Raw genomic sequence first — 12,120 nt, forward strand, 5'->3', positions numbered from 1 at the left:
CGGAGCCCGAAAGGCCCCGCCCCGTGCCACCCCCACATCAGGCCGTCGCGGCGAACTGCGCCGAGTACAGCCGGTAGTACGCGCCGTGCGCCTCCAGCAGTTCCTCGTGCGTGCCCTGCTCCACGATCTGGCCCGACTCCATCACCAGGATCAGGTCCGCGTCCCGGATCGTCGACAACCGGTGCGCGATCACGAAGCTCGTCCGCGATGACCGCAACGCCGCCATTGCCTTCTGCACCAACGCTTCCGTCCGGGTGTCGACCGAGCTCGTCGCCTCGTCGAGGATCAGCAGCGACGGCGAAGCGAGGAAGGCCCGCGCGATCGTCAGCAGCTGCTTCTCCCCCGCGCTGACGTTCGTGCCCTCCTCGTCGATCACCGTGTCGTACCCGTCCGGCAGGGTCCGCACGAACCGGTCGACGAAGGTGGCCTTCGCCGCCGCGATGATCTGCTCCTCCGTCGCATCCGGCCTGCCGTAGGCGATGTTGGCCCGGATCGTCCCGCCGAACAGCCAGGTGTCCTGCAGCACCATGCCGATCTGCGACCGCAGATCCTCCCGCCGCAGCTGCGTGATGTCCACCCCGTCGAGCGTGATCCGGCCCGCGTCCAGCTCGTAGAACCGCATGATCAGGTTGACCAGCGTGGTCTTCCCGGCGCCGGTCGGCCCGACGATCGCGACCGTCTGTCCCGGCTCCGCGACCAGCGACAGATGCTCGATCAGCGGCTGCTCCGGCCGGTACGCGAAGCTGACGTCGGTGAACTCGACCCGGCCGCGCCGGTCCGCGGGCAGCGAAGCGGCGGTGCTTCCAGTCGCGTCGGGCTCCTGCTCCTCGGCGTCCAGCAGCTCGAACACCCGCTCCGCGGACGCCACCCCGGACTGCATCAGGTTCGCCATCGACGCGATCTGGGTCAGCGGCTGCGTGAACTGGCGCGAGTACTGGATGAACGCCTGCACCTCGCCGAGCGTCATGGCACCCGAGGTGATCCGCAGCCCGCCGACCACCGCGACCACGACGTAGCTCAGGTTCGACAGGAACATCATCGCCGGCATGATCAGCCCGGACACGAACTGCGCGCCACGCGCCGCCTCGAACAGATCGTCGTTGCGCTGGCGGAACTCCTCTTCCGACTCGCGCTGCCGCCCGAACACCTTCACCAGCTGGTGCCCGGTGAACGACTCCTCGATGTGCGCGTTGAGCTTGCCCGTGTTCTTCCACTGCGCGATGAACAGCTTCTGCGAGCGCTTGCCGATCTGGGTGGTGATGACCACCGAGATCGGGATGACCGCGAGCGCGATCACCGCCAGCAGCGGCGAGATCGTGAACATCAGGACGATCACGCCGAGCACGGTCAGCACCGACGTCATCAGCTGGCTCAGCGTCTGCTGCATCGTCGTGGCGATGTTGTCGATGTCGTTGGTGACGCGGGAAAGCAGCTCACCGCGGGGCTGGCCGTCGAAGTAGCGCAACGGAAGCCGGTGCAGTTTCGCCTCGACCTCTTCGCGCAGAGCGAAAACGACCCGCTGCACGACGCGGTTGAGCAGCCGCCCCTGTCCCCAGGAGAACACCGAGGACGCGAGGTAGAGCCCGAGCACCCATGACAGCGTCTCGCCCAGCGCGCCGAAGTCGATGCCGCCGCCGGGCACGTGCCGCAGCTTCTGCAGCACGCCCTGGAAGATCACGTCGGTGGCCTCGCCGAGCAGTTTCGGCCCGGCGACGGTGAACCCGACCGCCGCGACACCGAGCACGACGACGACGGTGAACGCGAAGCGTTCGGGCCGCAGCAGGCCGAGAAGCCGCTTCGCCGACGGGCCGAAGCTCTTGGCCTTGCTGACCGGCATCCCCATCCCGGGCATGCCGCGGCCCATCGGGCCGCCCGCGGGCCGCGGTGCTGGTCTGTTTTCGGTGGTGGTCACGCCGCCTCCAGTGTCCTGCGGGACGCCCGCACCCGGTCGGCTCGCATGAACTGGGCTTCGCGATTGTTGCTCATGCCGCCTCCGCCGGGGTGAGCTGGGACTGCACGATCTCCACGTAGGTCGGGCAGGTCTCCAGGAGCTGGTGGTGAGTGCCGACGCCGACGATCGCGCCGTCGTCGAGCACGATGATCTGGTCGGCGTCGAGGATCGTGGTCACCCGTTGCGCCACCACGAGCACCGCCGCGTTGCGGGTGTGCGGGCGCAGCGCCGTCCGCAGCGCGGCGTCGGTGGCCAGGTCGAGCGCGGAGAACGAGTCGTCGAACAGGAAGATCTCGGGCCGCCGCACGAGCGCCCGCGCGATCGACAGCCGCTGCCGCTGACCGCCGGACACGTTGGTGCCGCCCTGCGCGACCGGCGCCTCCAGCCCGCCGGGCATCTCCCGGACGAAGTCGGCGGCCTGCGCGATTTCCAGCGCCTGCCACAGTTCCTCGTCGGTCGCGTCGGGATTGCCGTACCGCAGGTTGCTCGCCACGGTGCCGGTGAACAGGTACGCCCGCTGCGGGACCAGCCCGATCCGCCGCCACAGCACTTCGGGCTCCAGCTCCCGCACGTCGACCCCGTCGACCAGCACCGTGCCGGACGTGACGTCGATCAGCCGCGGGATCAGCGAGAGCAGCGTGGTCTTGCCGGCGCCGGTGCTGCCGATGATCGCCGTCGTGGTCCCGGCCCCGGCACGGAAGGAGATGTTGCGCAGCACGGCTTCCGCCGCCCCCGGATACCGGAACTCGACCCCGCGGAACTCCAGTTCGGCCTGGGACCGGAGCTCCCGCACGGGGGCGACCGGCGGCCGCACCGAGGACTCGGCGTCGAGCACCTCGTTGATCCGCTCGGCGCAGACCGCCGCGCGCGGGATCATGATCGAGATGAACGTCGCCATCATCACCGACATCAGGATCTGCAGCAGGTAGTTGAGGAACGCGGTCAGCGCGCCGATCTGCATCTCGCCGGTGTCGACGCGGTGCGCGCCGAACCACAGCACCGCGACGCTGGAGGCGTTCAGGATCAGCATGACCGTCGGGAAGATCAGCGCCTGCAGCCGGCCGACGCGCAGCGCCGTGTCGGTCAGCGTCGCGTTGGCGTCGGCGAACCGCCGGGCCTCCGACTTCTCGCGGACGAACGCGCGCACCACGCGGATACCGGTCAGCTGCTCGCGCAGCACCCGGTTGACGACGTCGATGCGTTCCTGCATGAGGCGGAACTGCGGCACCATCCGGACCACGATCGCGCCGATCGCGATCAGCAGCGCCGGCACGCACACCAGCAGCAGCCAGGACAGCCCGACGTCTTCGTTGAGCGCGAGCACGATCCCGGCGAAGCACATGATCGGCGCGGTGACGAGCATGGTGCAGACCAGCACCACGAGCAGCTGCACCTGCTGCACGTCGTTGGTGGTGCGGGTGATCAGCGACGGCGCACCGAAGCTCGAGACCTCGCGGGCGGAGAACTCCCCGACCCGGTGGAAGATCGCGGCCCGCACGTCGCGGCCGAAGCCCATCGCGGCGCGGGCGCTGAAGAAGACGGCGCCGACCGAGCAGATGATCTGCAGCAGCGTCACCGTGAGCATCCAGCCGCCGGTGGACAGGATGTAGCCGGTGTCGCCGCGGATGATGCCGTTGTCGATGATGTCGGCGTTGAGGCTCGGCAGGTAGAGCGACGCGACCGTGCCGATGAGCTGCAGCACGAGGACGACCGTCAGCTCCTGCCGATACGGGCGCAGGTGGGTGCGTAACAGGCGGATGAGCAAGGGGTCCCCCAAGAGAAACCAACCGTATCTAACATGGACACAGTACCCCGGATCAGATAAGAAACGCAACGTATCTAAGGAGTCAGGTGTCCGAGACCAGGTCGCGCCGCCGCGGCGAGCAGCTCGAAGCGGCGATCCTCGACGCCACCTGGAAAGAGCTGAAGGAAACCGGCTACAGCGGGTTGACCATCGAAAGGGTCGCAAGCCGCGCCGGAACGAGCAAGCCGGTTATCTATCGCCGCTGGAGCAACCGGGCCGAGCTGGTGCTCGCCGCCTGGGCCCGACAGGCGCCGATGCGGCCGGAGCCGGTGAACACCGGTTCGCTACGGGCTGATCTGGTGGAGCTGTTCAGCAGGATCGCGAGCCGCGCCGGCGACATCATGGGCGAGATGATCGCCGGCGTGATGGGCGAGGCGTTCCGGGATCCCGAGGTGCTGGCCCTGTTGCAGGAGCGGCTGCGGTCCTCGCCGCTGAAGATCGCCCTGAACAGGATCGTCGACAGGGCGGTCGAACGGGGTGAGCTGCCGCCGGTCGAGCTGCCGGACCGGGTCACCCGGCTGCCGCTCGACCTCATCCGCGGCGGGGCGATGGTCACCGGCGGTCCGCCCCAGAAGGAGGAGGTCGAGGAGCTGGTCGACGACGTCTATCTCCCACTGCTGCACGGGCTCAGTGCCCGGTGAAGCGCGAGTTGAGCCGCGCGGCCTGTCGCATGAGGTGGTCTCGTTCGGGGAGGTTGGGCGCTGACCGGGCGGCTTCGGTGTAGAGCCGGGCCGCAGTGACCGGGTCGCCGGCACGCTCGTGCAGGTACGCCGCGGCGGCGGAGTGCCGCGGCAGTGCGGGATCGAGCTCCGCCAGCGCGGCCAGGCCGGCCTGCGGGCCATCGGCCTCGCCGACCGCGACCGCCCGGTTGAGCCGGGCCACCGGACTGTCGGTGAGCCGCACCAGTTCGTCGTACCACTCGACGATCTGCGGCCAGTCGGTCTCCTCGGCCGTCCGCGCGTCGGCGTGCAGCGCGGCGATGGCTGCCTGGGCCTGGAACTCGCCCAGGCGGTCGCGGGCTAGCGCGGCCTGGAGCACGTCGACCCCCTCGGTGATCAGGCGGGTGTTCCACCGTCCGCGGTCCTGCTCGGCGAGGGGCACCAGCCTGCCGTCGGGACCGGTTCGGGCTGGACGCCGCGCGTGGTGCAGCAGCATCAGCGCGAGCAGGCCCGCGACCTCCTCGTGGTAGGTCTTGACCGCGAGCTGGCGGGTGAGCCGGATCGCCTCGGCGGCGAGGTCGACGTCACCGGAGTAGCCCTCGTTGAAGACCAGGTAGAGCACGCGCAGCACCGTGCCGAGGTCGCCGGGCTGGGTGAACCGGACGCCGGAGACGGTCCGCTTGGCCCGGCTGATGCGCTGGGCCATCGTCGCCTCCGGCACCAGGTAGGCCTGCGCGATCTGACGCGTGGTCAGGCCGCCGACCGCGCGCAGTGTGAGCGCGACGGCCGAGGCCGGGGTCAGGGACGGGTGCGCGCACAGGAAGTACAGCTGCAGCGTGTCGTCGACCGCCCCGGGCTCGCCGGGCGCGGGCTCGTCCTCGATGCGGATCTCGCGTTGCCGCCGGGAAGTGTCGGCGCGGGCGGCGTCGAGGAACTTGCGCCAGGCCACCGTGACCAGCCAACCCTTCGGGTCGCGCGGCGGGTCGGCCGGCCACACGCGCACGGCCTCGATCAGGGCGTCCTGCACGGCATCCTCGGCCGCCGCGAAATCCGCTCCGCGGCGACCGAGGATCCCGATCACGGTAGGCGTGAGGGTCCGCAGCAGGGCCTCGTCCACGTGAGTCACTCCGTGATGGTGGGAACCACGCCGTAGCAGGGGCGCAGTTCCAGCCACTCGTGGATCGGCTTCCCGCCCGCGCCCGGCGCCGCGGACAGCTCGCCGGCCAGCTCGACCGCCCGCTCGTGGCTCTCGACGTCGATCATCATCCAGCCGGCGATCAGGTCCTTGGTCTCCGCGAACGGGCCGTCGGTGACCGGCGGCTTTCCCTCGCCGTCGTAGCGGACGAAGATGCCCTCCGGGGAGAGGGCCTGTTCGGCGACGAACTCGCCGGTGGTCTCGAGCCGGGCGGCGAAGTCGCGCATGTACTGGATGTGGGCGGAAATCTCCTCCGGTGTCCACTGGTCCATCGGCGCGTCGTGGACCGACGCCGGCGCGCCCCGGTAATGCTTGAGCAGCACGTATTTGGCCATCAGATACTCCTTTTCACGCGTGCTGACGCTCGGCCCGGCGGCGGATCAGCTCTTCGACCGCGGTCGGCAGTGTCGTCTCGAAGTCGATCAGCTTCGCCCAGGTCGGGGTCACCACGATCCGGACCATACTGTCGTAGAGCGAGTGGACCTCGGCTTCCCACTCGACCCGCTGTTCCGGCGTCATCTCGTAACTACCGTTCATCTGGAGGTACTCCTCAGGGATGCCGTCGACGACGTCCAGCTCGGCCCGGCCGCGGATGAGCAGGATCTTCGGCGGGTGCACCTCGGTGTCGATGGTCAGCGCGACCATCGGGTTGGCGCGCAGGGACGCCAGCTTCGGCGCGTTCGTCGAGGTGCACATGACGATCTCCGAGCCGTTCCAGGTGAACGCGATCGGGACGCTGCGGGGTGTGCCGTCCTGGGCGACATAGGCCAGCCGGGTCAGGTCGCGGGCCAGCAGCTCGCGGCTGAACGGCCGGTTCAGGACCTCGGTGATCTCGTTCGGGTGCATGGGTGCTCCTGTGGTGAGGTACGGCCCGTCGCGGCCGTGTTCACCGCGGGGACGGAGCCACGCCCGGGTTCTCGACATCCCATGGCAGGGCGGAGTTCATCAGGCCGATCATGCCCGAGACCAGCCGCATCTGCTCGACACTACGGACGTCGGCTTCGACCAGGCGCGGTGAGCACACCAGCACAGCCAGTGCCTGCGCGCGAGACAGGGCCACGTTGAGCCGGTTGCGCGAAAGCAGGAAGTCGAGCCCGCGCGGCAGGTCGAGCGCCGAGGACGAGGTCATGGTCGCGATCACGACCGGCGCCTCCTGCCCCTGGAACCGGTCCACCGTGCCCACGCGGACGCCCGGGAACCCGGCTCGTTCCAGTGCTCGGCTGACGACCCGCGCCTGCAGGTTGTACGGGGCGACGACGAGGATGTCCTTGTCCGACAAGGGCCGCTTGCCGTGCGTATCCGTCCACTGTCGACCGTGCACAGTGGACACCAGCTCGACCACCGCCGCGGCTTCCTCGGGCGAGCGCGTCGTGTTGCCCCGGTGCTCGACCTCCAGCAGGTGCAACCCGGGCCGCACGCCCTCGATCCCGCGCTCCGCCGTCGACGGGTGCGCGTGCAGCAGCCCGGCGTAGGACAACCGCGAGACCGGTGCGCACACGTCGGGATGCATCCGGCGGGTCTGGTCGAGGAAGTACCCCAGCTCCGGCGGGATCACGTCCGCGTCGCCGAGCAGGTGCCCGAGCGCGGACGCCTCCGCACCGGCCGGATGGGTGCCCTGCACGACCTGCGGCAACTGTTGCGGATCTCCCAGCAGCACAAGGTTTTTGGCCGCCATCGACACCGCGAGCGCGTCGGCGAGGGCGAACTGGCCCGCCTCGTCGACGATCAGCACGTCGAACGGCTCGGCGCGCAGCGCGGAGTTCGCGAAGGTCCACGCGGTGCCGCCGACGAGATGCCCGTCGTCGTGCTCGGTGCGCCACCGGGCCAGCGCGTCGTTGCTCTTCGGCTGGTCCCACGGCTGCTCGGGATCGGGCGTCTTGCGCGGGCGTTTGGCGCACGGCAGGCCGGGCGCGGTCGCCTTCGCCGCGGCAAGCACGTTCTCCACCGCCTTGTGACTGGTCGACGTGACCGCCACGGTCCTGCCCGCGCGCACCAGATGCGCGATGAGCTTGCCCGCCAGGTACGTCTTGCCGGCGCCGGGCGGCCCCTGCACGGCGAGCGCCGACCCGTCGAGCGCGTCGACGGCGTCGATCACCGTGCGCACGAGATCCTCGCCGGGCTCGGGCAGCGGGCGCCCGCCGCGCAGCCGTGGCGGGGTGCGGCGCAGCAGGTCGACGCCCGGATGCGGGGGCAGGTCCGGCAGCTGGTCCACGACGAGCTGGGCGAGTTCGGCGACCGCTTCGTCCTTCGGCTGCGGCCGGACGGGGCTGCCGGGCAACACCGCGGCGGGCAGGTCCGCCGCGGTCTCGCCGACCGCACAGCTCTCCTCCAGCGTCAGTTCCTCGGCCGACGCCGCGACCACCCGCGCGTCGCGGGCCGCCGCGCCGTACCGGAGCCGGACCTGGTCACCGGGCGCGAACGGGTGCGGCTGCTCCGGGTCACACGCGACGACGAGCGTGCGCTTGGCCAGGCGGGCGCGTCCCGACGGCGGCACCCACTCGCCCGCGTCGACCGACACCGGTACCGCGCACGTCGTGTCGACCTCGAGATCGGCCAGCGGCGCAGCCAGCTGGCGGAAGAACTCCCACCACGCGGGGTTGGTCTCACGGCGGTGATAGCCGACGGACGCGCCGAGCAGGTCCGCCGCCTCGTCGCCGGAGTTTTCCAGTGCCGCCACCAGTTTCGCGAGCTGGGCGGCGCGCTCGGCCCGGCGCTCGGCGGCGAGATGATCCGTGGTTTCCCGCAGCAGAGCGTCCACTTCGGACTCTTCGGCGGGCGGATTCGGCTCGATATCGGCCTTTTCGCGGACCTCGTGCAGGAACTCGAACAGCCGCAAGGTGGAGACGCAGTCGTATTCGTTGTAGTCACTGATCCCGCGCAGGACCTCGCCGGCCCGCACTGTTTCGCCGAGGCTCGCCAGCGTCAGATACTCCTCGTACGCCTCGATACTCGACGCGGCGGTCTTCACGTCGCCATCGCGGGCGGCCGGCATGTACAGCGGTTCCAGGTACTTGATCGAGTACGACCGCTGCGAAACCCGCAAAGCCTTGCGCACCACCGCATACAGGTCGACGAGCGCGCCACGGCGCAGCAGGTCGTCGACCTCTTCCTCGCGGGTGCCGTGCAACGCGGCCAGGCGCTTGAGCGCGGTGACCTCATAAGGCGCGTAGTGGTAGATGTGCGCCTCGGGATCGTCCGCCAGGCGGGCCCACGCGAAGTCGACGAACTGTTCGAAGGCGCGTTTCTCCGCGAGGCGGGAATGCGCCCAGAACGGGGTGAATCCGGCGCCAGAGTCCACCGCACCGAAGAGATACTCCAGCCCCTGCCCGCCCAGCGCGTACGGATCTCCTTCCATGTCGAAGAAAACGTCGCCGGGCCGGGCGGGCGGCAACGCGGCGAGCGGGCCCGGGTCGACGATCTCGTAGCCGACCTCGCCGGTCACCTCGCCCCGGACCTGGATCGCGGCCTGCGCGCGCAGCGCCGTGAACGTGCGCTCGGACATGTCGCGCGGCCGGTCCCCGGGTTCGGCGGTGGCGAGGTTGTCGATGGTCGCCACGCCGGCCTCGGCGAGCTTGCGGCGCTGGTCACCCCGCATCCCGGCGACGAGTGACAGATCGCGGTCGGCTTCGCGGCCGGCCGCGCAGTGCTCGGCGAACCCGCAGCCGGCGCACGCGGGGCGCTCGTCCGCCCACAGCCGGTCGGGCAGGTGTGGTTGGCGCGCGGTCAGCTTGGCGCGCAACCGGTGCAGCAGCGGGAGAAAGTCGTCGACCCGCAGGCTCGCCGTGCCGCCGTCGCCGAGCAGCAGATGCATCCGCGGCCCGGCGGGCCAGCCGCCGCGGCGCAGCGCGTCGGCATAGGCGGCGACCTGCAGCACCGCGGACGGCCGGGCGTGCCGGGCGAGCTTCGTGTCGTAGACCTCGTACCGGCCTTGGTCGTCGCACACCAGGAAGTCCGCGCGGCCGGTGAACTCTCCGTCGTCGAAAACCGCCTGGTAGATCACGGGAGCGCCGGCGAGCAGCGCCATTTCCGTTGCCACCACGGCGGTTTCGTGGTTGCGGAAGTCGATCTCCACGAGACCGGGCCGTTCGTCGCGGAACCGCTCCAGCGTCGCCTGCTCGTGCGCCTGGCCGTGCTTAACGGCGAGCGGGTCGCCGCCGGACCGTGGCTGCGGCGCACCCTCGAGCCCGGCGGCGAACGCCTGCTTCAGGATACTGCGGTGCTCGCATTCGAGCAGGTCGGCGAGGTCCGATGGCGTATGCATCGCCGGCGAGTCTGACACGAGGGCACAATCGAAGGGGAAAGCCACGCCGACGAAAGGCAACCGATGACGCGCGAGATCAAGATCCCGGACGCGACCCATCCGATCACGGTCGAACCGACCCCCGGCCGGGTCGTGGTGCGGGCGGCCGGCAAGGTCATCGCCGAAAGCACCGCCGCGCTGACCCTGCGTGAGTCGAGCTACCCGCCCGTGCAGTACGTCCCGATCGCCGACGTCGACCCGAGCGTGCTGAAGGCGAGCGAGACCAAGACCTACTGCCCGTTCAAGGGCGAGGCGAGCTACTACACCCTCGCCGTGGGGCAGCAGGAACTGACCGACGCCGTGTGGACATATGAGACCCCGTACGACGCGGTCGGTGAGATCGCCTCGCACGTCGCCTTCTACCCCAACCAGGTGGACATCACCGTCGCCGGCTAGAAGCCGTGGTTGACCGCCTCCACGTTGTGGCCGTCCAGGTCCCGCAGGAACACCGCGTAGTAGCCCGGGTGGTACTCGGGCCACTCACGCGGCGCGTGCAGCACCTCCACCCCCGCCGCGACGGCGGCCTCGTGCACCGCGTCGACCGCGGCGCGGTCCGGTGCCTGGAAGGCCACGTGCAGTTCGCGGGTCTCCGATCCGCGCGCCGGTGACAGCCAGAACTGTGGAGGTCCCTCGCCGATGCCGAACCCGGCCACGAAACCCTCGTCCAACGGGATGCGCATCGCTTCACGCATGCCGAGCGGACCGAAAACACGCAGGTAGAAGGCGAGCGACGCGTCGACGTCGGCCACCTGGACACCAAGATGATCGAGCATGCTCGCGAGGCTAGCCGCGACCTACGACAATTCCGTGCGGCTAGCGCCAGGCGAAGACCGGCTGCTCCAGGTGGGCCACCCTGGTCTGCCGCCCGCGCAAGGCCACCTCGCGGAACTGGAACAGCACGGCCCCGGTCGGCGCGTGCACGAGATGGCCGATGAGCGGGAGCTGGATCACCGGCCGGTCGGATTCGGGGATCCGCAGGAACCGCGGCTCGACGTCGAGTTCGGTGAACGGGATCCGGTGCAGCTCAGCCACTTCGGCCGGGTTCGGCACCGGCTCGACGGCCTCGATCCGGACCACCACCGGCGTGATCACGTAGCCGGAGCGGGTCGGGTAGTCGTCCAGCAGGCCCGCGCACTGCGCCCGCCCGGCGAAGATGCCGAGCTCCTCGTGCAGCTCACGCAGGGCCGCGTCGATCGCGTCCTCGCCGTCGTCGAGCCGCCCGCCGGGCAAGGCGAACTGGCCCGGGTGCTCGCGCAGCCGCGACGTGCGGCGGGTCAGCCAGACGGCCGGGCCGTGCTCGTCGGCGAACATCGCGATCGCGACGGCCGCGGCACGCCGCTCGCCGAGTGGGGCGGCCAGGCGTGGGAACTCCCGCACCGCGGCTTCAGCGTCGTCGAGTGCGGTCACCTGATCCACTCTAAGCCTTGCACCTCACGCGACGGCAGGTCCTAGCGTGGCCGGTGTGAGCGAACAACAGCGATGGACGATCGGCGAGCTGGCCCGGGCCAGCGGCGTCACGGTGCGCACGCTGCACCATTACGACGACATCGGCCTGCTCACGGCGGGCGAACGTACCGCGGCCGGCCACCGCCGGTACACCCCGCGGGACCTCCGGCGGCTCTACCGGATCCGGGCGCTGCGCACGCTCGGTCTTTCGCTGGAGGAGATCGCGGACCTGCTCGCCGACGCACCGGACGACCTGGACACCCTGCGCGAGCTGCTGAAAGCCCAGCTGCGCGCGCTCGAAACCCAGGCCGGCCGGATCCAGCACCTCACCCGGCACATCACCGAACTGCTCGGCCGCGTCGACGAGTCGACCGCGCCCGGGCCGTTCCTGGAAACCCTGGAGCTGATGTCGATGTTCGAGACCTACTTCACCGAGGACGAACGCGAACAACTGGCGCGGCGGCGCGGTGAGCTCGGCCCGGACCAGGTCGAGGAAGCCAAGGCTCGCTGGACCAAGCTCGTCGAGGAACTTCTGTCGCATATGGACAATGACACCCCGGTCGACGATCCTCGGGTCCACGAACTGGTGACACGATGGGACGCGATCGCCACCCCATTCCACACCGGCGAACAAACGAAAACCGCCGCGCGACGGATGTGGCTGGACCACGGCGGCGAACTCGCACGGAACCTGCCCTGGCCCACGGAAAAAATGACCGCCCTCGTCACCTACCTCGAACGAGCCCGGCACTCGGCACGCTGAGC

11 protein-coding genes are annotated in these 12,120 nt (G+C 70.2%); 3 read left to right on the forward strand and 8 right to left on the reverse strand.

Annotated elements, in window-relative coordinates:
* Nucleotides 1-37: 37 nt before the first annotated feature.
* Both LOZ83_RS01870 and LOZ83_RS01875 read right to left on the reverse strand, forming a co-directional pair.
* Entirely contained in the window at nt 38-1,864 is a 1,827-nt protein-coding gene (locus tag LOZ83_RS01870) for an ABC transporter ATP-binding protein (protein WP_236789403.1), read from the reverse strand.
* 118 nt (nt 1,865-1,982) lie between these two features.
* Nucleotides 1,983-3,716, reverse strand: a complete 1,734-nt coding sequence (locus tag LOZ83_RS01875; RefSeq protein WP_236789404.1) for an ABC transporter ATP-binding protein — start codon at nt 3,714-3,716, stop codon at nt 1,983-1,985.
* Between the two features lie 86 nt (nt 3,717-3,802).
* Here LOZ83_RS01875 and LOZ83_RS01880 point away from each other — a divergent pair, with 86 nt between their 5' ends.
* Nucleotides 3,803-4,396, forward strand: coding sequence for a TetR/AcrR family transcriptional regulator (locus LOZ83_RS01880; RefSeq protein WP_236788173.1), 594 nt, complete (start codon nt 3,803-3,805; stop codon nt 4,394-4,396).
* On the opposite strand, the gene LOZ83_RS01885 is transcribed toward LOZ83_RS01880, so the two are convergent.
* From LOZ83_RS01885 to LOZ83_RS01900, 4 genes are read right to left on the reverse strand one after another with little or no spacing between them, the layout of a single operon-like run.
* Entirely contained in the window at nt 4,383-5,531 is a 1,149-nt protein-coding gene (locus LOZ83_RS01885) for an RNA polymerase sigma factor (protein WP_236789405.1), read from the reverse strand. The genes LOZ83_RS01880 and LOZ83_RS01885 overlap by 14 nt on opposite strands.
* A 5-nt stretch (nt 5,532-5,536) precedes the next feature.
* On the reverse strand, nt 5,537-5,944 hold the full coding sequence (locus LOZ83_RS01890; protein ID WP_236788175.1) for a YciI family protein: 408 nt from the start codon (nt 5,942-5,944) through the stop codon (nt 5,537-5,539).
* A 13-nt stretch (nt 5,945-5,957) separates the two neighbouring features.
* The gene (locus tag LOZ83_RS01895; protein WP_236788176.1) at nt 5,958-6,455 is read right to left on the reverse strand and encodes a pyridoxamine 5'-phosphate oxidase family protein; all 498 of its coding nucleotides are present in this window, start codon (nt 6,453-6,455) and stop codon (nt 5,958-5,960) included.
* Nucleotides 6,456-6,495: 40 nt separating this feature from the next.
* Nucleotides 6,496-9,870 carry a TM0106 family RecB-like putative nuclease gene (locus LOZ83_RS01900; RefSeq protein WP_236788177.1) on the reverse strand — a complete coding sequence of 1,125 codons (3,375 nt, stop codon included), beginning with the start codon at nt 9,868-9,870 and terminating at the stop codon, nt 6,496-6,498.
* A gap of 63 nt (nt 9,871-9,933) precedes the next feature.
* Between LOZ83_RS01900 and LOZ83_RS01905 the strand changes: the two genes are divergently transcribed.
* Nucleotides 9,934-10,305 (forward strand): DUF427 domain-containing protein, encoded by a 372-nt coding sequence (locus LOZ83_RS01905; protein ID WP_236788178.1) that lies wholly within the window; start codon nt 9,934-9,936, stop codon nt 10,303-10,305.
* On the opposite strand, the gene LOZ83_RS01910 is transcribed toward LOZ83_RS01905, so the two are convergent.
* The gene (locus LOZ83_RS01910; RefSeq protein WP_236788179.1) at nt 10,302-10,682 is read right to left on the reverse strand and encodes a VOC family protein; all 381 of its coding nucleotides are present in this window, start codon (nt 10,680-10,682) and stop codon (nt 10,302-10,304) included. The two genes, LOZ83_RS01905 and LOZ83_RS01910, sit on opposite strands and share 4 nt — an antisense overlap.
* 40 nt (nt 10,683-10,722) lie before the next feature.
* Nucleotides 10,723-11,316 carry a CoA pyrophosphatase gene (locus LOZ83_RS01915; RefSeq protein ID WP_236788180.1) on the reverse strand — a complete coding sequence of 198 codons (594 nt, stop codon included), beginning with the start codon at nt 11,314-11,316 and terminating at the stop codon, nt 10,723-10,725.
* Between the two features lie 55 nt (nt 11,317-11,371).
* On the opposite strand from LOZ83_RS01915, the gene LOZ83_RS01920 reads away from it, so the two are divergent.
* Complete coding sequence (locus tag LOZ83_RS01920) at nt 11,372-12,118, forward strand: MerR family transcriptional regulator (RefSeq protein ID WP_236788181.1); 747 nt, start codon at nt 11,372-11,374, stop codon at nt 12,116-12,118.
* Nucleotides 12,119-12,120 lie beyond the last annotated feature (2 nt).

Origin of the sequence: Amycolatopsis sp. GM8, assembly GCF_021653975.1 — a bacterium.
Classification (GTDB): Bacteria; Actinomycetota; Actinomycetes; order Mycobacteriales; family Pseudonocardiaceae; genus Amycolatopsis_E.